General features: G+C 63.3%; 20 protein-coding genes. 10 read left to right on the top strand and 10 right to left on the bottom strand.

What is annotated here, in order from left to right; genetic code table 11:
- The first annotated feature begins 171 nt into the window (after positions 1 to 171).
- The 9 genes from AWB80_RS25125 to AWB80_RS25085 all read left to right on the top strand — a co-directional run bounded on the left by AWB80_RS25125 (position 172) and on the right by AWB80_RS25085 (position 9,957).
- Positions 172 to 867, top strand: a complete 696-nt coding sequence (locus tag AWB80_RS25125; RefSeq protein WP_225936475.1) for a GntR family transcriptional regulator — start codon at positions 172 to 174, stop codon at positions 865 to 867.
- 37 nt (positions 868 to 904) lie between these two features.
- Complete coding sequence (gene mtnK / locus AWB80_RS25120) at positions 905 to 2,170, top strand: S-methyl-5-thioribose kinase (protein WP_061177370.1); 1,266 nt, start codon at positions 905 to 907, stop codon at positions 2,168 to 2,170.
- Between the two features lie 11 nt (positions 2,171 to 2,181).
- Positions 2,182 to 3,249, top strand: a complete 1,068-nt coding sequence (gene mtnA, locus AWB80_RS25115) for an S-methyl-5-thioribose-1-phosphate isomerase (protein WP_061177369.1) — start codon at positions 2,182 to 2,184, stop codon at positions 3,247 to 3,249.
- Positions 3,246 to 3,911, top strand: a complete 666-nt coding sequence (locus tag AWB80_RS25110) for an L-fuculose-phosphate aldolase (RefSeq protein ID WP_061177368.1) — start codon at positions 3,246 to 3,248, stop codon at positions 3,909 to 3,911. The genes mtnA and AWB80_RS25110 overlap by 4 nt, the downstream gene beginning before the upstream one ends.
- 24 nt (positions 3,912 to 3,935) lie before the next feature.
- Complete coding sequence (locus AWB80_RS25105; protein WP_061177367.1) at positions 3,936 to 5,048, top strand: sugar ABC transporter substrate-binding protein; 1,113 nt, start codon at positions 3,936 to 3,938, stop codon at positions 5,046 to 5,048.
- A 58-nt stretch (positions 5,049 to 5,106) separates the two neighbouring features.
- Positions 5,107 to 6,642 (top strand): sugar ABC transporter ATP-binding protein, encoded by a 1,536-nt coding sequence (locus AWB80_RS25100; protein WP_061177446.1) that lies wholly within the window; start codon positions 5,107 to 5,109, stop codon positions 6,640 to 6,642.
- Positions 6,639 to 7,640: an ABC transporter permease gene (locus AWB80_RS25095; protein WP_061177366.1), complete on the top strand. Its 1,002-nt coding sequence runs from the start codon at positions 6,639 to 6,641 to the stop codon at positions 7,638 to 7,640. The genes AWB80_RS25100 and AWB80_RS25095 overlap by 4 nt, the downstream gene beginning before the upstream one ends.
- Before the next feature lie 667 nt (positions 7,641 to 8,307).
- Positions 8,308 to 9,318 (top strand): dihydroxyacetone kinase subunit DhaK, encoded by a 1,011-nt coding sequence (locus AWB80_RS25090; RefSeq protein ID WP_061177365.1) that lies wholly within the window; start codon positions 8,308 to 8,310, stop codon positions 9,316 to 9,318.
- A gap of 12 nt (positions 9,319 to 9,330) precedes the next feature.
- Positions 9,331 to 9,957 (top strand): DAK2 domain-containing protein, encoded by a 627-nt coding sequence (locus tag AWB80_RS25085; protein ID WP_061177364.1) that lies wholly within the window; start codon positions 9,331 to 9,333, stop codon positions 9,955 to 9,957.
- 12 nt (positions 9,958 to 9,969) lie between these two features.
- Here AWB80_RS25085 and proP read toward each other — a convergent pair whose 3' ends face one another.
- The gene (proP, locus tag AWB80_RS25080; RefSeq protein ID WP_061177363.1) at positions 9,970 to 11,442 is read right to left on the bottom strand and encodes a glycine betaine/L-proline transporter ProP; all 1,473 of its coding nucleotides are present in this window, start codon (positions 11,440 to 11,442) and stop codon (positions 9,970 to 9,972) included.
- 314 nt (positions 11,443 to 11,756) lie between these two features.
- Here proP and AWB80_RS25075 point away from each other — a divergent pair, with 314 nt between their 5' ends.
- Positions 11,757 to 12,038, top strand: a complete 282-nt coding sequence (locus tag AWB80_RS25075) for a hypothetical protein (RefSeq protein ID WP_061177362.1) — start codon at positions 11,757 to 11,759, stop codon at positions 12,036 to 12,038.
- On the opposite strand, the gene AWB80_RS25070 is transcribed toward AWB80_RS25075, so the two are convergent.
- The 9 genes from AWB80_RS25070 to AWB80_RS25030 form a co-directional block, all read right to left on the bottom strand.
- Positions 12,039 to 13,646: an ABC transporter substrate-binding protein gene (locus AWB80_RS25070; RefSeq protein WP_061177361.1), complete on the bottom strand. Its 1,608-nt coding sequence runs from the start codon at positions 13,644 to 13,646 to the stop codon at positions 12,039 to 12,041.
- 85 nt (positions 13,647 to 13,731) lie between these two features.
- A complete protein-coding gene (locus AWB80_RS25065; protein WP_061177360.1) occupies positions 13,732 to 15,369 on the bottom strand; it encodes an AMP-binding protein in 1,638 nt (545 codons plus the stop codon).
- A gap of 12 nt (positions 15,370 to 15,381) precedes the next feature.
- Positions 15,382 to 15,777, bottom strand: coding sequence for a RidA family protein (locus AWB80_RS25060; protein ID WP_061177359.1), 396 nt, complete (start codon positions 15,775 to 15,777; stop codon positions 15,382 to 15,384).
- Positions 15,774 to 16,223, bottom strand: coding sequence for an acyl-CoA thioesterase (locus AWB80_RS25055; RefSeq protein WP_061177358.1), 450 nt, complete (start codon positions 16,221 to 16,223; stop codon positions 15,774 to 15,776). Before AWB80_RS25055 ends, AWB80_RS25060 begins: the two co-directional genes overlap by 4 nt.
- Positions 16,220 to 17,401, bottom strand: coding sequence for an acyl-CoA dehydrogenase family protein (locus AWB80_RS25050; RefSeq protein WP_061177357.1), 1,182 nt, complete (start codon positions 17,399 to 17,401; stop codon positions 16,220 to 16,222). Before AWB80_RS25050 ends, AWB80_RS25055 begins: the two co-directional genes overlap by 4 nt.
- A 1-nt stretch (position 17,402) precedes the next feature.
- Entirely contained in the window at positions 17,403 to 18,254 is an 852-nt protein-coding gene (locus AWB80_RS25045) for an enoyl-CoA hydratase family protein (protein WP_061177445.1), read from the bottom strand.
- Between the two features lie 10 nt (positions 18,255 to 18,264).
- Positions 18,265 to 18,825 carry a MarR family winged helix-turn-helix transcriptional regulator gene (locus tag AWB80_RS25040; RefSeq protein WP_061177356.1) on the bottom strand — a complete coding sequence of 187 codons (561 nt, stop codon included), beginning with the start codon at positions 18,823 to 18,825 and terminating at the stop codon, positions 18,265 to 18,267.
- On the bottom strand, positions 18,822 to 19,583 hold the full coding sequence (locus AWB80_RS25035; RefSeq protein WP_061177355.1) for an SDR family NAD(P)-dependent oxidoreductase: 762 nt from the start codon (positions 19,581 to 19,583) through the stop codon (positions 18,822 to 18,824). The genes AWB80_RS25040 and AWB80_RS25035 overlap by 4 nt, the downstream gene beginning before the upstream one ends.
- 2 nt (positions 19,584 to 19,585) lie before the next feature.
- Complete coding sequence (locus tag AWB80_RS25030) at positions 19,586 to 21,970, bottom strand: bifunctional salicylyl-CoA 5-hydroxylase/oxidoreductase (protein ID WP_061177354.1); 2,385 nt, start codon at positions 21,968 to 21,970, stop codon at positions 19,586 to 19,588.
- Positions 21,971 to 22,063: the final 93 nt, after the last annotated feature.

The following is a 22,063-nucleotide window of genomic DNA, read 5'->3' as shown; positions in this document are numbered from 1 at the left end:
CCGTCGCATTGCGCGTGACGGGCGTTTTCTTGCTGCATCCGCGTAACGAAAACGCGCACCGTAAAGCATTAAACGCTTCGGGAAAGTCCTTAGAGAAACATCAGACGTCTGATGTATATTTCAGGGACTGTCATCCGAGAGACCCTCATGCGCCTGAGCGTCGAGCGATCGATGAGCGACAAGATCCAGGAGTCGCTCCTCACCATGATCCGTGAGCGCAAGCTCAAGCCCGGCGACCAGATTCCCACTGAAATAGAGCTTTGCGAGTTGCTCGGCGTCGGCCGGTCCAGCTTGCGCGAAGCCGTCGCGCAGATGATCTCGCATGGCTTGCTGTCGCGTCAGCAAGGCAAAGGCACCTTCATCAGACAAATTTCGCTGACGCTGCATGGCGGACTCGATGATCTGATGTCGGTGACGGACATGATTCGCAGCGTGGGCGCGGTGCCATCGACGAGCCGCATGCAGATGGAGCACGTCGCGGCTTCGGAGAGCCTCGCGGAAAAGCTCGCCATCGAGCCCGGCGCGCCCTGCGTGAGGATCGAGCGCGTGCGGCGCGCGAACGACGCGATCGCCGCATATTGCATCGATACGATTCCGCAGCGCGTGTTCGACGCCGCCGAGGGCGAACTGGGCGAATCGCTCTTCGGCATGTTCGCGCGTACGGGGCGTCGCTTGTCGCATACGCATACGTCGATACAGCCGACCATCCTCACGCCGCGCGATCTGCCGGAACTGGGCGACGGCTTCGGTCTGTTTCTGCTGCTGGACGAAGTGGATTTCGATCAGAGCGGCGAGCCGCTTTGCTATAGCAACGACTACTACAACACGAGCATCTTCAAGTTCGATCTGGTGCGCAAACGTCGCTGAAAGACATGCGTGCCGTCGCTCATCGGAGGAGACACCGATGGAGTTTGAAGCTTTCACCGCGCAGGAACTCGCCGCGTATCTGGGCGGTGTGCCCGACGTGCGCGCGCTGCTGGGCAACCCGGACGATCTCGAAGTCGCCGAAGTCGGCGACGGCAATCTGAACTACGTGTACTTCGTGACCAATGCGAAGGCGCGCGAACGCAGTGTCGTGGTCAAGCAGGCGCCGCCGTTTCTGCGGCTCGTCGGCAAGGCGTGGCCGCTTTCGTGTCAGCGCATGGAACACGAAGTCGCCGCGCTGCGGCGCTTCGGCGCGCTGTGCCCGCAACATGTGCCGAAGGTCTATCACGCCGACAGCAAGCGCTTTCTGATGGTGATGCAGCACCTCGCGTCGCATCGCATCCTGCGGCAAGGTCTGATCGACGGCATGACCTATCCGCGCCTCGCGGATCATCTTTCGACTTATCTCGCGCACACGCTGTTCTACGGCTCCGATCTGTTTCTCGCGCCCGACATCAAGAAGCAGGCCGCGAGCGTGGCGGTCAATGCCGAACTGTGCAAGATCACCGAAGACCTCGTTTTCACGTTTCCGTTCGAGGATCATCCATCGAACGTGTATAGCCCCGCGTTGCCGAAGGCGGCGATCGAACGGCTCAGAACCTGCGAGCCGTTGCGCATCGCGGCGGCCGACATGAAGTGGGCCTTCATGAATCACGCCGAGACGCTGTTGCATGGCGACCTGCATACCGGTTCGATCATGGTCAACGAAGACGAGACGTTCGTGATCGATCCGGAGTTCGCGTTCTATGGACCGATGGGCTTCGATGTCGGCGCGGTGATCGCGAACCTGTTGCTCGCGTACTTTTCGCGCGACTGGCACGGCCGCATCGACGGGCGCGATCCGGTTGCGTATCGGGAATGGCTGCTCGAACAGATGATGCGCATCTGGACCGGCTTCAGCACGCAGTTTCTCGAACTGTGGCGCGACCACGAAAACCGCAGCAAGCGCCGCTTCATCGGCGGGGAGGCGGAAAGCGGCGCGCTCACGGCGTATCGCGCGCATTTCATGCGGCGTTTGCTGGCCGATACCCTGGGTTTCGCGGGCTGCAAGATGATTCGCCGCATCGTCGGCATGGCGAAGGTCGCGGAGATCACGCGCATCGCGGATGCCGACGCCCGGGCCCGCATCGAAGTGCGTTGTCTGCGATGCGCGGAAGCCTTGCTCGTCGGGCGCGCGTCGCTCGGCGATATCGAACAGGTGGCGCTGCTCGCGCGCGACATTCAACGCGACACCGCGACGATGTGACAGGAGACCTCATGGCTTCACGCACGCTTCCCCCGACGATCGAATGGCGCGACGGCGACCTGCTCCTGCTCGATCAGACGCGCTTGCCGCATGAGATCGTGGTGGAGAACATCGCCGATGTTCAAGCGGTGTGGCGCGCCATTCGCGAGTTGCGCGTGCGTGGCGCGCCGGCGATCGGCGTCGCGGCGGCGTATGGGCTATGCATCGCGATGCGCGCATCGACGGCGCTGCCCATCGCGCAGTTTCGTGCGGAACTCGTACGTCATGCAGAATATCTGGAAACGGCGCGGCCCACGGCGGTCAACCTGAGCTGGGGCGTGCGGCGCATGCTGCGTCATTCACGCGATATCGACGCCAGCGATGCCGCGACGCTCTACGCTGCGCTCGTCGACGAAGCCACGCGGATACACGAAGAGGATCGCGCGTTGTGCGAAGGCATCGGCGAGTACGGCATGCCGCTCATCACGGAAGGCTGCGGCGTGCTCACGCACTGCAATGCGGGCGCGCTCGCGACGACCGGCCTCGGCACCGCCACCGCCCCGATCTATGCGGCGCATCGCGCGGGCATCGCGTTCCGGGTTTATGCCGACGAAACGCGGCCGCTTTTGCAAGGCGCGCGTCTGACGGCGTTCGAACTGCAGCAGGCGGGCGTCGATGTCACGCTCATCATCGATAGCGCGGCTGCGTCGATCATGTCGCAGGGGCTCGTGGATGTCGTCATCGTCGGGACGGATCGCGTCGCTGCGAACGGCGACTTCGCCAACAAGATCGGCACGCTCGGGCTCGCCATCGCCGCGCATCATTACGGCATACCGTTCTATGTCGCCTGTCCTTCATCGACGCTGGATCTGCAGACGCCGGGCGGCGCGCGCATCGAAATAGAAGAGCGCAACGCGGAAGAAGTGACGCATCTCGCCGGACGGCGCATCGCGCCCGAGGCGATGAAAGCGCGCAATCCCGCCTTCGATGTGACGCCGCATGCGCTCGTCAGCGGCTTCATCACGGAGCGCGGCATCGTGCGGGCGCCGTTCGAGCGCTCGTTGCGAAGCCTGTTCGCCGCAGAGGGGAACGCCGCATGATCGCGGCAGATGAAGGCGCGCTGCGCCGCGCGATCGTCGAGACGTCGCTCGAGATGGAGCGGCTCGGCATCAATCAGGGCACATCGGGCAACGTGAGCGCGCGGTATCGGGAAGGCCTGCTCATCACGCCGAGCGGCACGAGCGCGCGTGAACTCGACGAGAAGGACATCGTGTGGCTGCCGCTCGACATCAGCGACGACGCCGAGCTTTTGCGGCTGGAACGGCCATCGTCGGAATGGCGCATTCATCGCGACATCCTGCGCGCTCGCGCCGATGTCGACGCGGTCGTGCACACCCATTCGATCGCTGCGACCGCGCTCGCCATTCACGGTCGAGATATTCCCGCACTGCACTACATGGTCGCAGCGGCGGGCGGCAAGTCGATACGCTGCGCGCCCTATGCCGTCTTCGGCAGTCAGCAGTTATCCGATCATGCGCTCGCGGCGCTCGACGATCGGCGCGCGTGTCTGCTCGCGCATCATGGCGTGATCGCGCTTGGCGAAAATCTCGCGCGTGCCGTGTGGCTCGCGCACGAAGTGGAAGTGCTTGCGAAGCAGTATCTGCTTGCGCTGCAGATCGGCGCACCGCCTTTGCTTTCCGATCAACAGATGGATGAAGTGCTGGAGAGGTTCAAGACTTACGGCAGGCGAAATTCGCTTTGAACAACGCGTACAACGGAGACAGTCATGGCCTGGAGCTCGACAAGATTCGACAGTTGGGGAATGTTCGGAAAGTCAACAAGCGCGGTGTTGCTATGCGCAGCGGCCGCGTTGAGCGGATGCTCGAAGAGCGACAACTCATCGTCGACGAGCAGCACGAGTTCGGCGGCGAGCGCGAGCGCGCCCGCCAGCGCACCGGCGAGCGCGCCTGCCACCGCAGCGGGCGGCAAGCCCAAGATCGGCTTCTCGATCGCTACGTTGAACAACGCATTCTTCGTCGGCCTGAAGGCGGGCGTCGAGCGCGGTTCGAAAGATCAGGGCTTCGAGCTCGTGCAGACCAACGCAAACGGCGACGCGCAGCAGCAGGTCAACGATGCGATCAATCTGCTGAGTCAGGGCGTGACCGCGCTCGTGCTCAATCCGATCGATTCGAAAGCGATTATTCCCGCTGTCGAAAAGGCCAACTCGATGAACATCCCGGTCTTCACGCTCGATCGCGGCTCGGACGGCGGCAAGGTGACCTCGTTCGTCGCATCGGATAACGTCGCGCTCGGGCAGACAGGGGCGAAGTGGATCGCCGAGCAACTGAAGAAGCGCTATGGCGAAGAGAAAGGCAATGTCGTCGATCTGATCGGTCTGGTCGGCACGACGGCCGCGACGGATCGGGAAAAGGGCTTCAGCGAAGAGATCGCGAAGTATCCGAACATCAAGGTCGTCGCTCGTCAGGAAGGCGCGTTCGATCAGGAGAAGTCGCTCAACGCGATGACCAGCATCCTGCAGAAATATCCGCAGATCGATGCGGTGTTCGGCGCGAACGACGACAACACCGTGGGCGCGGAAAAGGCCATCGACAATGCGGGCCGTTATAAGCCGCTCGGCGACAAGGAGCATATTCTCGTGATCGGCGCGGATGGCACCGCGCAGGCGCTGTCCGCGATCCGCGCGGGCAAGCAGGACGCGACGATCTCGCAGAACCCGATCCAGATGGCGGCGAAGTCGCTGCAGTTCATCGCGGACTACAACGCTAAGAAGGACGTGCCCGCGAACTACGCGTGGCCGACGATGCTCATCGACAAGTCGAACATCGATTCGGATGAAGTGAAGAAATACGGCCTGTGGTCCGAGGAAGTGAAGCAGTAAGGGCAACCGGCGGCCGCGTGTTTCCTGAAACGCGCGGCCCGCATACGGAATGCACGACATGAAAGTGGAAACCGAAGCGCAGGCGCGTACGGCCACGCACGCCGAAGCGCCGCTGTTGCGCATGCAGGGCATCGTCAAGAGCTTTCCCGGCGTGAAGGCGCTGCGCGGCGTGAGCCTCGACCTGCACGCGCGTCATGTGATGGCGATCGTCGGCGAGAACGGCGCGGGCAAGTCGTCGCTCGTGAAGGTGCTGTCGGGCGCGTATGAACCCGACGAAGGCACGATCGAGATCGACGGCATGCCGCTCGCGCGCGGCACCAACGCGGCGATCGATGCGGGCGTCGCCGTCATCTATCAGGAGCTGTCGCTGATCAGTGACATGACGGTCGCGGAGAATCTGTTCCTCGGCCGCATGCCTTCGCGCAACGGCTTCGTGCGCATGCGTGAGGCCAACACCATGGCGCGTGAGGCATTGGCACGCGTCGGCCTGGACAACGTGCCGCCGTGGATGCGGCTCGGCGATCTGCCGTTGAACAAACGTCAACTCGTCGAAGTGGCGAAGGCGATCGCGCGCGACGCGCGCATCCTCGTGATGGACGAGCCGACCGCCGCGCTGCAAAGCCACGACATCGCCAATCTGTATGCGGTGGTGCGGCGGCTACGCGCGGAAGGCATGGGCATCATCTTCATCTCGCATCATCTGGAAGAGGTGTTCGAGCTTGCCGATTCCGCAGTCGTGATGCGCGACGGCGCGACTGTCGGCGCGCGTCCGATGGCCGAATGGACCGAAGCCGATCTCGTGCAGGCGATGGTCGCGCGCAATCTCGAATCGTTCTATCCGTGGGAGCCGCGCGAGTATGGTCCTGTCGTGCTCGAAGTGCGCGGTCTCGCGAGCGCGCCGCTGTTGCGCAACGCGAGCTTTTCGGTGCGCGCGGGCGAGATCGTCGGGATTGCGGGCATCGCGGGCGCGGGGCGCACGGAGTTGCTGAAGACGATCTTTGGCGCGTTGCCCGTGACGGGCGGCGAGATTCTCGTGCGCGGCCGAACGGTCAGCAATCATTCGCCGACGCAAGGCGTGCGCCACGGGCTCGTCTATACATCGGAGGACCGCAAGCTCGAAGGGCTCGTGCTGGAGGCGAACATCGAGGAGAACATCGCGCTGTCGAGCCTGAAGGCGCTCGCGAGCGGCGGTTTCGTGAGCCGCGCGAAGAAGCGCAAACTTGCGCAGGAAGCGAGCGCGCGCTTCGGCGTGCGTGCTTCGTCGGTGTTGCAGATGACGGGCACGCTGTCGGGCGGCAATCAGCAGAAGGTGATTCTGGGCCGCGCGACCGCGACGAGTCCTGTCGTCATCATGCTCGATGAACCGACGCGCGGCATCGACGTGGGCGCGAAGTCCGAGATCTACGCGCACATGGTGACGATGGCGCGCGCGGGCGCGGCTGTCGTCATGGTGAGTTCGGAGCTGCCGGAGTTGCTCGGCATGTCGGATCGCGTGCTGGTGATGTATCGCGGCAGCATCGTGACCGAGATCGCGCGCGACAAGGCGGATTCGGAAACGGTCATTCAGTGGGCAACGACAGGAGCAGGCGCATGACCTCCACGGCAGCCAATCGTTCGGATTCGGAGGCGCTGTCGCGCCGTGTGATCCGTCAGTTGAGGAGCGGCATCGGGCCATTGTTCGCGGCGCTCGTCATCATATGCATTGCGTTGTCGATCGCATCGCCCGAGTTTCTTACCACGAGCACGCTCACCAACATCATGGTGCAGGTGTCCGTGGTGGGCATCGCGGCGGTGGGCGGCACGTTCGTCATCATCACATCGGGGATCGACTTGTCGGTCGGGTCGCTGGTGGCGCTGAGCGGCATGGTCGCTGCGACCGTGATGGCGGGGTCGAGTCCGGGTGCGGTCGGGTTGGGCGTGGCGGGGTTATGCGTGGCGCTCGCAGTCGGCGCGTCGGCGGGCGCGCTCAACGGGTTCGCAGTGTCGTGGTTGAGGCTCGTGCCCTTCATCGTCACGCTGGCTGCGATGGCCATGGCGCGAGGCCTCACGCTCGCCATTTCCGATGGCCGAACCAAGTTCGATTTTCCGAACGCGTTCACGTTGTTCGGTGCGAAGACTGTTGCTGGCTTGCCGATGCCGATGATCGTAATGCTCGTGGTTTTTGTCGTCGGGCATGTGCTGTTGCGCAAGACGACGTTTGGGCATCAGGTGTTCGCCGTCGGCGGGAATCAGGAAGCGGCGCGATTGGCCGGCATTCCGGTGCGGCGGGTCGTGTTCTTCACTTACATGCTGGCGGGGGTCACTGCGGCGATTGCGGGCATCGTGCTCGCCGGGCGGTTGAATTCTGCTTTGCCTTCGGCGGCCAATGGGCTCGAGTTGCAGGTCATCGCGGCTATTGTGATTGGGGGGACTTCGCTTGCAGGCGGACGGGGCTCTATTGTGGGGACCTTCATCGGGGTGGTGTTGATCGGTGTGATCAACGTCGGTCTTTCGTTGCTCGGCGTAAATCCGTTCTGGACGCAGTTCATTCAAGGTGGGGTTATTTTTGCTGCGGTTTTGCTTGATGCGCTCAGTCAGCGTAAGAAGGTTTGACGTAATTTTTTTCGCCGGATCCCGTTGGCGTGTCGGTTTATTAGCGTTGCCCCTGTGCGGGGCGGCAGTCACTTTCTTTGCTGCTGCAAAGAAAGTAACCAAAGAAAGCAGCTTTCCCCAGCCGGAACGCCTCATACCGGCCGCGGCACAGGCGAACGGCTAGGGTACAGCTGTAGCGAGTGCCCTCGTAGGTCTAACCGGGCGTGGACCGCGCACGGTCTGACAAGCTAGAACGTTTAGGGCGCTGGTTCAGCACGAAAGAGTTCCGGCCCAGCGCTACGCGCTGCCGTGGGGTCTGCAAGGGAAACCAACGAAAAATTGGATACGCACAAGCACACGCAGCCCCGAAGGACCCATCGGCCGCGAAGCGGGCCGGAGCCATTTGGTGCTGAACCAGCTTTTGTTGTGGTGTGATGAGCCAGACCGTGCGCGGTCCACGCCCGAGGTGGCCTATGAGGGCACTCGCTACTGCTGTGCCCTAGCCGTTCGCCTGTGCCGGGGCCGGCATGAAGTACTTTGGATGGGGAAAGCTGCTTTCTTTGGTTACTTTCTTTGCAGCAGCAAAGAAAGTGACCCCCGCCCCGGGGAGGGGCAACACTAATAGACCGACACGAAATCAGGCTTCCATAGAGGCTCAGTCCAACAAAATTCACGGAGACAATCAAACATGAAGAAGATCATTAACCACCCGGAAGCATTCGTCGATGAGATCATCGAATCCCTTCTGCTCGCACATCCGCATTGGATCAAACCCGCAACAGCGGACCACCGCGCGCTAGTCCGCGCCGACGCCCCAAACTCTGACCGAGTAGGCATCGTTACCGGCGGCGGCTCGGGCCACATGCCGGGCTTCCTCGGCTACGTAGGCGAGGGCTTGTGCAGTGGCGTAGCGGTAGGCAACGTCTTCTCTTCTCCCTCATCGGAACAGATCTTCGGAGCGACGAAAGCCGTGAACGGTGGCGCAGGCGTGCTCTACGTCTACGGCAACTACGGCGGCGACGTACTCAACTTCGACCTCGCCGCCGACCTCGCGGAAGCCGAAGGCATCGACATCAGAACCGTTGTGCTGACCGACGATGTCGCCTCCGCTCCGAAGGAACGCGCTGCCGACCGTCGCGGCGTCGCCGGCATGGTGTTCGCATTCAAATGCGCGGGCGCCGCCGCCGAACGCGGCGATTCGCTCGATGAAGTCGCGCGCATCTGCGCCAAGGCGAACGCCAACTGCCGCACGATGGGCGTCGGCCTGTCACCGACGATCCTCCCCGCCGCTGGCAAGCCCACCTTCACGCTGCCCGACGGCGAGATGGAAATCGGCATCGGCATTCACGGTGAACCGGGCACGCATCGCGGCAAGCTTGAATCCGCCGATGCCATCGCCGAACGTCTCACCGGACAGATCATCGGCGATCTCGCCGCGCCCAAAGGCTCGCGCGTCGCGCTGCTCGTGAACGGCCTCGGCGCGACGCCGCTCGAAGAGCTCTATCTGCTGTATCGGCGCTCGGCGAAACTCATCGCCGATGAAGGACTGAAGGTCGCTCGCTCGTACGTCGGCGAATATGTCACGAGCCTGGAGATGGCCGGCGCATCGATCACCGTGATGCTGCTCGACGACGAACTCGATGCGCTCCTCGACGCGCCCGCGCGTTCGCCGTTCTTCCGCGACGGCACCCCATCCTGAAAGGAGCGTGCGATGAGTGTGACGAGCAAGGAACTGCGGGACATCCTCACGCGCGCGCTGAGCGCGCTTCCCGCACACGCCGATGAACTGCGCGACCTCGACGCCGCACTCGGCGACGGCGATCTCGGCATCACCGTGCAGGCGGGCTCGGCGGCTGTCGTGAAGGCGTTGAACGCGCTGCCCGAAGAGGCCACGCTGAACGAAGTCATGCTGGCCGCGGCCAAGGCGTTCTCGACGGCGAATCCATCGACGTTCGCGGCGCTCGTCGGCGGTGGCTTGCTCGCCGCGGCGAAAACGGTGAACGGCAAGGACGCGATCGGGCATGAGGAAGCGCTCGCGATCGGGCAGGCGGTGGCGACGCGCATCATCGAGCGCGGCAAGAGTCGGGTCGGCGACAAGACCGTGCTCGATGCACTCGTGCCAAGTCTCGACATACTGGCCGCCTCGCAGGGCAGCGCAACGGACAGCCTCGACGCGATGATCGCGAAAGCGCGCGAGCAGGTCAGCGCGACTGCCGCGATGCAATCGAAGAAAGGCCGCGCTGCGTGGGTACAGGAACGCAGCATCGGCCACGCGGACCCTGGCGCGACCGCCTATGTCAGGTTTCTCGAAGCGCTGAGAAATGCGCTGACGGCATGAATGGCGCCCGATTCATGCGCGCTTCTTTTGCGGAACGACTTCGCGCTCGCGTCTGCCCGAATGAACGACCTTCAGCTTCTTGCGCGCGAGGGCGAGCGCCTCTGCCTTCGTGGCGACGCACGGTCCCGAGCCCAGCAACGGCTGGCGCGCGGTTTCGCGCAGCGCGAGCACGGACACCACGCCTATCGCCGATGCCGCCATCAGATAGTACGCGGGCATCATCAGATTGCCGGTCGCATCGACGAGCCAGGCGGTCACGAGCGGCGTCGTGCCGCCGAACAGCGAAACCGAAACGTTGAATCCGATGGCGAGCGCGCTATAACGTATGCGCGTCGGGAAGAGCGCGGGCAGCGCCGAAGGCATGACGCCGGTGAACGTCGAAAGCAATGCGCCGAGAATGAGTAGGCCGAGGAACACCGGCAGCAGCGCGCCCGTGCGCACCAGCAACAGCGCGGGAATCGACAGCGCGAAGAGGCCGATGCAGCCGGCCATCATCACCGGCTTGCGGCCGATCAGGTCGGAGAGGTGACCCGCGAAGAGCGTCATCGGGATCATCAGCACCATCACGAGCAGCACGAGAAAGAGGCCGTGCGTTTCATCGAAATGCAGGGTCGCCGACAGAAAGCTCGGCAGGTACGACAGCGCCATGTAATCGGTGACGTTGAAGATCAGCACGAGCCCGACGCACTGCATCATCGGCTTGAACTGCTGCGAGAGCAGCGCTGTGAACGCTTGCTTCGGACGAGAACGTTCATGCGCCTCGCGCGTCTCGGCTTCCTTCTTGAAAGCCGGCGTTTCTTCGAGCTTCACGCGAATATACAGACCGACGAGTCCGAGCGGGCCCGCGATCATGAACGGCACGCGCCATCCCCACGAAAGCAGCGCGTCGTGCGAGAGCGTCGCGGTCAGCAATGCAACCGTGCCCGCGCCGAGTATGTAACCCACCAGCGTGCCGACTTCCAGAAAGCTGCCGTAGAAGCCGCGCCGCGCATCGGTCGAGAACTCGGCGATGAACGTAGCCGCGCCGCCGTACTCGCCGCCCGTGGAGAAGCCCTGCACGAGCCGCGCGACGAGCAGCAGCACGGGCGCGAGGATGCCGATCGAGCCATAGCTCGGAATCAGGCCGATACAGAAGGTGCCGACGGCCATCATGATCATCGTCATCGCGAGCACGCGCTGACGGCCGATCCTGTCGCCGAGCGGACCGAAGACCATGCCGCCGATCGGCCGTACCAGGAACGCGGCGGCGAACGTGCCGAAGGTCGCGATCAATTGCGCGGACGGACTGCTCGACGGAAAGAACACCTTGCCGAGCACGACGGCGATGTAGCTATACACGCCGAAGTCGAACCATTCCATGGCGTTGCCGAGCGCCATCGCGCCGACGGCACGTTTCAGCAGGGCATGATCGACGACGGTGATATCGCCTGCCGTGAGATGCGGCGACGATTCGATGCGGGCATTGCGCTCGTGCGAGAGGCTCAATTGTCTCACTCCTGATTTGCCGATGAGGCGCGCGGCCCTCGGCATGATGGTTCGATAGAGTGTGCGGATCGAGCGGCGCGCGTGCCTTCGCTCACGCGTCCGGAAATCGGCAGAAAACGACACCCGCACAGTCGTGCTGTCGGATTGCGTCGGACACGCATGGCGAAAGCGTTGGCGTCATCCCGACATGTGCGCGTTTTCGGCGCGACCGTGCGTCACGCTGAATCCCTTTGTTTGCAGGGCTCTCAGCGAGTCCGAACCATTCCCGGCACAGGCCATGCATCTGTCGCATCGACACGTTCACGGGGATCGCCATGAAAGCGAAGACCATTGCCGTTCTATTGGCCGCGAGCGCGGCGTTCTCAGCCGTTCACGCCTACGCCGACGATTGCGCCACGGCAAACATGAATTGCCGTGGCGCGGTCGCGCCGGTCTCGCACGACGCGCGCGCCGTTCATGCGCTGAGTCCCAAGCCTGTCAAGCACGCCATGCCTGACGTGGCGACCAGCGCGGTCGGCGGCGCCGATACGTACAGGATGCAGGCGGGCAAGCGCGAGCAGCGCGACAGCATCGATGCGTGGTATCGCGGAGGCTGATCAATCGAACGTGATGCCGTCGAAACGATGCCCGCCGAGCGGGCTGATCAGATAGCCGTGCACGCGCTTCGAGATCGGCTGAAAGATATTGGCGTGCGCGAGGGGCGTGTACGGCACCTGATCCTTGAACACCACTTGCGCCTCCTCATAGAGCTTCGTGCGCGCGTTCTGATCGGTGACGAGGCGCGCCTTCGCGAGCAGATCGTCGAACTGCTTGTTGCACCACTTCGCCATGTTGCTGCCGTGCACCGCATCGCAACCGAGCGTCGTGCCGAGCCAGTTGTCCGGATCGCCGTTATCGCCGAGCCAGCCATAAAGAATCGCGTCGTGCTCGCCGTTGGTCTTCGCGCGCTTGTTGTACTCGGCCCATTCGTACGTGACGATATTCGCCTTCACGCCGATCTTCGCCCAGTCCGACTGAATGAGTTGCGCCATCAGACGCGCGTTCGGGTTATAGCCGCGCTGTACGGGCATGGCCCATAGCGTGATCGTGAAGCCGTCCGGGAAGCCCGCGTCCTTCAGCAGCGCCTTCGCCTTCGCGGGATCGTGCGGCGCGTCCTTCAATGCCTTGTTATACGACCATTGCGAAGGCGGCATCGGGTTGGTCGCGACGGTGGCCGCGCCTTCGTACACCGTCTTGATGATCGCCTGCTTGTCGATCGCCATGTCGAGCGCGCGGCGCACGTTCACGTTGTCGAGCGGCTTGTGCGTGGTGTTGTAGCCCACGTACGCGACGTTGAAGCCCACGCCCGACAGCACCGTGAGCTTCGGGTCCTGCTTCGACGCCGCGATGTCGGCGGGGCGCGGAAACGACGTCACCTGGCATTCGCCGCCCGAGAGTTTTTGCTGACGCACGGCGGCATCGGGCGTGATCGAGAAGATGAGCTTGTCGATATGCACGTCCTTGCGATTCCAGTAAGTCGGGTTCGCGTCGTAGCGGATCGTCGCATCCTTCTGATAGTCGCGGAATACGAACGCGCCCGTGCCCACAGGCTTCTGATTGAAGTCTTCCGGCTTGCCCTGCTTGAGCAGTTGCGCCGCATATTCCGCCGAGACGATCGACGCGAATTCCATCGCGATGTTGCGCACGAACACGACATCGGCGGTCTTCAGCGTGAAGCGCACGGTGTAATCGTCGAGCTTGTCGACGGATGCGATGTTCTTGTCGTAGCCGAGATCGGTCAGATACGGAAAGCTGACCGGATGCGCCTTCTGAAACGGCTCGTTCGGATCGATCATGCGTTTGAACGTGAACACGACATCGTCCGCATTGAAGTCGCGCGTGGGCTTGAACCATGAAGTAGATTGAAACTTCACGCCGCGCCGCAGATGAAACGTGAAGGTCTTCGCGTCCGGTGACTCGTCCCATTTCTCCGCGAGGCCCGGCACGAGATCGAGCGTGCCGCGCTTGAATTCGACCAACTCGTCATAGACGACGTGAGCGCCCGCGTCGAAGTCCGTGCTGGTGGTGTATTGCGCGGAATCGAAGCCGGCGGGACTGCCTTCGGAGCAGAACACGAGCGTCTTGCTCGCGGCCGATGCGGCCTGTGAGGTCAATGCAAATGCAGCAAAGAGGGAGACGGCGAGGAGTCGGTGCGTCGAAGCCATTTTTCTTGTTTGCTCGGAAGAGTGGGCAAGCCGCCTCGCGGCGGGCGTGAGCCATACTCTACCAAGCAAACGTTTTGCGAGCTTGCTACATCGAACGCAAGGCGAAGCGCTTGAGCTTGCCGGTCTCCGTGCGCGGCAGCGCGTCGAGAAACGCCACGACGCGCGGATACTTGTACGGTGCGACATTGCGCTTGACGAAGTCCTGCAAGTGCGAAATGAGCGCATCGTCACCGGTGAAGCCGGGATTGAGCACGACGAACGCTTTCACGATCTGTCCGCGCGTTTCGTCGGGTACGCCGATCACGCCGCATTCCGCAACGGCTTCGTGCTGCATCAGCACGCTTTCCACTTCCGGCCCCGAGATGTTGTAGCCCGCCGATACGATCATGTCGTCGGCGCGCGCCTGATAGAACACATAGCCGTCTTCATCGATCACGACGGAATCGCCGGGCAGGTTCCAGCCGTCGCGCACGAACTTCGACTGGCGCTCGTCGGCGAGATAGCGGCAACCCGTCGGACCGCGCACCGCGAGCTTGCCGATCGTGCCGGGCGGCACGGGCTGCATCGCATCGTCGACGGCCTGCACGACATAGCCCGGCACCGCGCGGCCGATCGCATGTTCGCGCACGTCCGCACCCGCCGACGAAATGAAGATATGGATCATCTCCGTGCCGCCGATGCCGTCGATCATCTCGATGCCGCTCGCTTCGCGCCATAGCGCGCGCGTCGAATCGGGCAAGGCCTCGCCCGCCGATACGGTCTTCGTCAGGCTCGACAGGTCGAAGCGCCCGACGAGCGGCGCCATCTGCCGGTAGAACGTCGGCGCGGTGAACATGATCGTCGCGTGAAAGCGTTCGACGGTTTGCAGCAGCGTTTCGGGCGTGAGCCTTTCGAGCAGCACCGTCGATGCGCCCACGCGCAGCGGAAAGCACAACAGGCCGCCGAGGCCGAACGTGAATGCGAGGGGCGGCGTGCCGCAGAATACATCGCGTGAGGTGGGCTTGAGGATATGGCGCGGAAAGAGATCGCACATCGCGAGCACGTCGCGATGAAACTGCATGCAGCCCTTCGGCGCGCCTGTCGTGCCGCTCGTGAATGCGATCAGGCATACGTCATCGGCGGCGGTGTCGCAGGCATCGAATTGATCGGGCTTCGTTGCAGCGAGCGATTCGAGCGAATCGGCTGCATCGTCGTGAAACGTGCAGACTTGCGCGAGCGTTTCGCAATGGAATTCGTCGCCCTTCGTTTCGCAGCGTTTCAGTTCGTCAGTCAGACGCACATCGCATAGCGCCGCTGAAATATTCGCCTTGTCGATGATCTGCTTCAGCTCTTTCGCGCGCAGCAGCGGCATGGTCGGCACGACGACGAGACCCGCCTTCAGCGCCGCGAAAAAAGCGACGGCCATCTGCAACGTATTCGGCCCGCGCAGCAGCACGCGATTGCCCGGACGCAAGCCCATCTCATCGACGAGCACATGCGCGCTGCGATTCACGAGCGCGCGCAACGCGCGATAGCTCGTTGCATGCGGCTTGCCATCGACATCGGACCAGATCGCGGGACGATCGCCGTGTCCGCTTTCGATCGCGCGATCCAGCAATTCGGTCGCGCAATTGATGCGCGCGGGGTAGGCGACATTCGCGTCGTCGAGCATGAAGACCGGCCATTGCTCCTCTGGCGGCAGATGATCGCGCGCGAATGTATCGACGTGGGCTGACCGTTCCATCGTGCTCTCCGCTTAGTCGGGGATGACAGCGGTGGCTTCGATTTCCACCAGCGCTTCGTCTTCGATGAGCGCGACCACCTGCACCGCGCTCATGGCGATGTCGTAATCGCCGATCACCTCGCGAAACGCCGCGCCGATTTCCTTGGCCGCCGCGAGATAGGCGCGCTTGTCGGTCACGTACCACGTCATGCGCACGAGATGTTCGGGCTTGCCGCCTGCTTCGCGCAGAATCGCCACGACGTTGCGCAACGCCTGCACGGCCTGCGCGCCGAACTCCGTGCTGACGAAACGCGCCTCTTCGTCCCAGCCGATCTGTCCGGCGATATACACCTGCGTGCCGCGCGCCGCGACGCCGTTCGCGTAGCCGCGCGGCTTGATCCAGCCCGAAGGCAGAAGGGTTCTTTTCATGAGCGTGTCTCCTCTTGCAATGTGCGGCTCGTGCCCGGCGCGAACTGCTCGATGGCGCGGGCGATGTCGCCGGGAATGTCGATCGAGCGTCCATCGTCGAGCGATGTCGTCACCAGAACCTGCTTCGCGCGAAAGCGCACTTCGCCATCGCAATGACAGACGATGTCGATGCGGACCGAGCGCTGTCCCACGGAATCGACCGATAGCGTGAGCGTCACCGTTTCGCCCATGCGGCTCGGCCGGGAGAAATCGCAACCGAGCTTGACGATCGGCAGCCCGACACGGCGCGCGGAGATCATTTGCGCATAGTCGATGCCGAGCGCGTCGTTGAACCAGTCCTCGACGAGTGCGTTCGTCATCACGAGGTACTGCGGAAAATAGACGATGCCCGCCGGGTCGCAATGTGAGAAGCGGATGCGCACCGGCATGTCGAAGGTTCGGCTCATCGTTGACGTTCTCCGTGCGCTTTGAGCAAGTCTCGTCCGACGATCAGTTGCTGTACTTCCGTCGCGCCTTCGTAGATGCGCAGCGCGCGAATCTCGCGATACAGCGATTCCACCGCCGTGCCGCTTTTCACGCCGAGGCCGCCCCACAACTGCACGGCCGCGTCGATCACCTGTTGCGCGCCTTCGCTCGCGTGCCACTTCGCCATCGCCGCTTCGCGCGTCACGTTCTCGCCCTGATCGCGCAGCCACGCGGCGCGATAGACGAGCAGCGCGCTCGTGTCGATGGTCAATGCCATCTGCGCGAGCTTCGCTTGCGTGAGCTGAAAATCGCCGAGCGTCTGGCCGAACATCTTGCGCGATGCGGCGCGGTCGAGCCCTTCCTGCATCGCACGGCGCGCAAAGCCCAGCGACGCGGCGGCAACCGACGTGCGGAAGATATCGAGCGTGCGCATCGCGATCTTGAAGCCCTCGCCGGGTGCGCCGAGCATCTGGCTGCGCGGTACGCGCGCGTTATCGAAATGCAGGCGCGCGAGCGGATGTGGCGCGATCACGTCGATGCGTTCGGCGATCTGCAGACCCGGCGTATCCGCATCGACGATGAACGCGCTGATGCCGCGTGCACCCGGCGCTTCTCCCGTGCGCGCGAACACGACGTAGAAATCCGCGATGCCGCCGTTCGAGATCCACGTCTTGTCGCCGTTCAGCACGTAAGCATCGCCGTCGGCGCGCGCATCGAGCGACATCGCCGCCACATCCGAACCCGCTTCGGGCTCGGACAGGGCAAACGCGGCGAGTGCCGTGCCGTTCGCGACGCGCGGCAAGTAGCGCGCCTTTTGCTCTTGCGTGCCCGCGAGCGAGATCGCGCCGGAGCCGAGTCCCTGCATCGCGAACGCGAAGTCCGCGAGGCCATCGTGCCTGGCGAGCGTCTCGCGCAGCAGGCACACGGCGCGCGTATCGATCGTGTCGTTCGTTGCGCCGTATTGCGTGCCGCCGATGCAGTGCCTGAGCCACCCCGCTTCGCCGAGCGTGCGCACGAGGCGCTTGCAGGTCGCGTCCGTATCGGCGTGATCGATGTGCTGCAGATGCTCCGTGGCCCACGCATCGACATCGCGTGCGAGTTCGCGATGCCGCGCATCGAAGAAGGGCCATGCGAGCGCGCTGTGTGGATCGACGTTCAACTCAGTCTCCTTCGAACACGGGCCGCGCTTTTGCCGCGAACGCGCGATAGGCGCGCTCGAAGTCACGCGTGCTCATGCAGATGGCTTGCGCCTGCGCTTCCGATTCGATCGCTTCGTCGATGCTCATGCTCCATTCCTGATGCAGCATCTTCTTCGTGATGCCATGCGCGAAGGTCGGGCCCGCGACGAGTTCGGAAGCCAGCTTCGCGGTTTCGTCGAGCAGGGTTTCGGGCGTGCAGAGCCGGTTGTAGAAGCCCCAGGCATGGCCTTCGTCGCCCGTTGCCGAGCGGCCCGTGAAGAGCAGTTCCGCCGCGCGTCCCTGACCGATGATGCGCGGCAGGATCGAACACGCGCCCATGTCGCAGCCCGCGAGGCCGACACGCGCAAACAGGAACGCGAGCTTGCTGCGCGCGGTGCCGAGACGCATGTCGGAGGCCATCGCGAGAATCGCGCCCGCGCCCGCGCACACGCCATCGACAGCGGCGATGATCGGCTGCGGGCAATGGCGCATCGCCTTGACGAGATCGCCCGTCATGCGCGTGAAGAGCAGCAGTTCCGGCATCGGCAGATCGATCAGCGGCGCGATGATTTCATGCACGTCGCCGCCGGAACAGAAGTTGTCGCCCGCACCGTGCATCACGACGGCTTTGACGTCGCTCGCGTAGGCAAGCTGGCGAAACAGATCGCGCAACTCCGCATACGATTCGAACGTCAGCGGGTTCTTGCGCTCGGGCCGATTCAGCGTGATGGTCGCGACGCCGTTCGTCACAGACCAGAGAAAATGCTTCGCGCGATAGTCCGCGAGCGTGGTGCGGTTGCCGGCGAGAAGCGCGTCGGCGGAGGATTGGGGCATCGCCATCTCCTTAGTCCTTCAATGTATTCATCAGATGCTGCTTGAGCTTGCCGAGCCGCTGGTGCGTCTGCGATTTCTCATTGAGTTCGAGACCGCCGAACATTTCGACGACCCATTGCTCATGCGCGGTCGCCATTCGGTCGAACGCGGCGCGGCCCTGCGGCGTGAGGCGCACGCTGATCGAGCGGCGATCGTTCGGATCGGTATAACGCGACACCAAGCCTTCCTTTTCGAGCTGATCCGTGATGCCCGTCACATTGCCGCCCGTGACCATCATGCGGCGCGAAAGCTCGGTCATCTTCAGGCCTTCCGGATGGCGTTCGAGTTGCGCCATCAGATCGAAGCGCGGCAAGGTTGTATCGAACTCGGCGCGCAGGCGCTTGCGCAATTCGGTCTGCACGAGGTTCGTCGTGGTCAGCATGCGCAGCCACAGACGCAAGCCCATGTGGCTGTCGGCGCCCGTGCTCATTTCCAGATCGACGACGTTTTCCGCCGGCTTCTCGATGCCCTTGCGCGGCGCTTTGGGCTCCGTCGCGGCGGTCGTCTTTTTGTTGCGTGCGGCTTGGGTCACGTTACTTCTCCACCGGATACGGAAATGGATTGGCCGTTCATCGCTTCGGAACCGGGCGCGCACAGCCACAGCACGGCGCTGGCGACTTCTTCCGGCTGCACGAAACGGCGTTGCGGGTTGTGGCGCACGAGCGCATCGCGCGCGTCCTGTTCGCTGCGCGAAGTCTTCGACATGATCTGGTCGAGCGATGCGCGCAGCAGTTCGGTTTCGGTGTAGCCGGGACAGACTGCGTTGACTGTCACGCCTTTCGTCGCGACTTCGGCGGCCAGCGCGCGCGTGAGGCCGATCACGCCATGCTTCGCCGCGCAATACGCCGCGACATACGCGTAGCCGATTTGTCCGGCCGTGCTCGCGACATTCACGATACGGCCGTGACCGCGTTCGAGCATCGAAGGCAGCACGGCGCGCGTGCAGAGAAATACGCCGGTGAGGTTCACATCGAGCATGCGTTGCCAGAGCGCTGCATCGGTATGCGTGAAGGGCGCGGCTTGCGCGTGGCCTGCGTTGTTCACGAGGATATCGACGGGGCCGGCATGCGCGAATGCTTCATCGACGGCGGCTTCATTTGTTACGTCGACGCTGATGCAAGCGACATCGCCATGCGCGCGCATCGCGTCGCGCTGCGCTTCGAGGCGTGCGATATCGCGGCCCATCAGCGTGATGCGCGCACCGGCGCGCGCGAGCGCTTGCGCACACGCGGCGCCGATGCCGCTGCCTCCGCCTGTGACGACCGCGTGCTTACCAACAAGCGTTGACATGATCAGACCGTTCCTTCGGCGCGTTGCGCACGTTCTTGCGGCGTGAGGCGCGCGTTGTCGGCGGCCATCGCGCGCTCGCGTTCCAGATTGCGTTCGAGTTGCGATTTGGCGGCGGCGTATTGCTTCGGCCACGCGATATCGAAGTAGCCGATCTTCGCGGCTTCGTTCAAGGTCCACGATGGATTCGCGAGATGCGGACGCGCCACCGCGCACAGATCCGCGCGCCCCGCCGCGATGATGCTGTTCACGTGATCCGCTTCCGATATCGCACCGACCGCGATCGTCGCGATGCCCGCTTCGTTGCGGATACGATCGGCGAACGGCGTCTGGAACATGCGGCCGTACACGGGCTTCTCCTGCTTGCTGACTTGCCCCGATGAGACGTCGATCATGTCCGCGCCCGCAGCCTTGAATGCGCGCGCGATCTCGACGGCATCGTCGGGTGTGGTGCCGCCATCGACCCAGTCGTGCGCGGAGATGCGGACCGACATCGGCTTGTCTTGCGGCCAGGCGGCGCGCATCGCCTTGAAGACTTCGAGCGGATAGCGCAGACGGTTTGCGAGCGAGCCGCCGTATTCGTCGGTGCGATGATTCGTCAGCGGCGACAGGAAGCTCGACAGAAAATAGCCGTGCGCGCAGTGCAGTTCGAGCCAGTCGAAGCCTGCAAGCGCGGCCATTTCCGTGGCGCGCACGAATTGCGCCTCGATCTCGCGCAATGCTTCGTGCGAGGCCTCGCGCGACCATTGGCTCACGCCCTGCACATACTGCTGCGGCGAAGCGGAAACGAGCGGCCAGTTGTCACTGGGAAGCGGCTGATCGATGCCTTCCCAACTCACGCGCGTCGACGCCTTCGCGCCTGCGTGACCGACTTGCATGCCGATCTTCGCGTCCGATTGCGCATGCACGAAATCGACGATGCGCGTCCACGCCACGAGATGCTCTGGCGCGTACATGCCTGGACATCCCGGCGTGATGCGCGCTTCGGGCGACACGCAGGTCATCTCCGTCATCACGAGCGCGGCGCCGCCCATCGCGCGCGCGCCGAGATGCATCAGGTGATAGTCGCCCGCGATGCCGTCGACGGCGGAGTACTGCGCCATCGGCGAGACGACCACGCGGTTCTTCAACGTGACGCCGCGCAGCGTGAATGGCGTGAACATCGGCGGAACGGAACGTTGCTGCGCGATGCGTTCGATGCCCGCGCGCGCGGCCAGCCAGTCTTCGAACGAGGCGAGATAGCGTGCGTCGCGTTCGCGCAGGTTTTCATGCGAAATGCGCTGCGAGCGCGTGAGCAGGGAATAAGCGAACTGCTCGGGTTCGAACGACGCGTAACGGTCGACGTTTTCGAACCATTCCGTCGAATTGCGCGCGGCATTCTGGATGCGCAGCACACCGACGCTGCGTACTTGCGCGTAGTGCGCGAGTGCGCCATCGAGATCGCCGTCCTGCTTCGCAAAGGCCGTGTCGATGCTGTTCGCGAGTTCGATCGAATCTTCGAGCGCGAGCTTCGTGCCCGAGCCGATGGAAAAATGCGCCGTATGCGCGGCATCGCCCATCAACACGATCGGAGTGCGCTTGCCGTTCGCGCCGTCACGCCAGTGCACCCATTCGCGATTCACGACGCGCGGAAAGCGGATCCATTGTGCCGAGCCGCGCAGATGCGTGGCGTTCGACATCAGCGCGTGGCCGTCGAGATACTTCGCGAAGAGCTTTTCACAGAACGCGATGCCTTCTTCCTTGCTCATGTCGGCGAGGCCCGCCGCGTGCCATACGCGCTCCGGCGCTTCGACAATGAAGGTCGACGTGTTCTCGTCGAAACGATAGGCATGCGCCTGGAACCAGCCCCATTCGGTTTTCTCGAAGGCGAACGTGAACGCGTCGAAGCACTTGTTCGTGCCGAGCCAGACGAAGCGGCAATCGCGCAGATCGATATCCGGCTGATACGTCGACGCGTATTTCTGACGGATCACGCTGTTCGCGCCATCGCTCGCGATGATGAGATCGGCGTCGTAATCTTCGTCGTTCAGGACGTGCGTTTCGAACACGAGCTTCACGCCGAGTTCTTCGCAACGCGCTTGCAGAATGTTGAGCAGACGCTTACGGCCGATACCGCAGAAACCGTGACCCGATGAGCGGATCCTGCGGCCGTCGATATGCACTTCGATGTCGTCCCAGTGATTGAAGGCATCGAGAATGGCGTCGGCGCTTTGCGGGTCTGCCGCGCGCAGGTTGCCGAGCGTCTGATCGGAGAACACGACGCCCCAGCCGAAGGTGTCGTAGGGGCGGTTGCGTTCCACCACGGTGATGTCGTACGTGGGGTGGCGGTGCTTCATCAAAAGCCCGAAATACAGGCCTGCCGGGCCTCCACCGATGCAGACGATGCGCATGCTTGCTCTCCGACTGATGTCTCCTTGAGATGGTAATTTAGGTTTAGATAATTTAGATGTCAAGTAAATAGTTTAGATATGAAGAATCGGGGC

The organism is Caballeronia pedi (genome assembly GCF_001544915.2).
Taxonomy (GTDB): domain Bacteria; phylum Pseudomonadota; class Gammaproteobacteria; order Burkholderiales; family Burkholderiaceae; genus Caballeronia; species Caballeronia pedi.
Note: the sequence above shows the minus strand (reverse complement) of the source record. Positions and strands in the feature narration are given on the sequence as shown.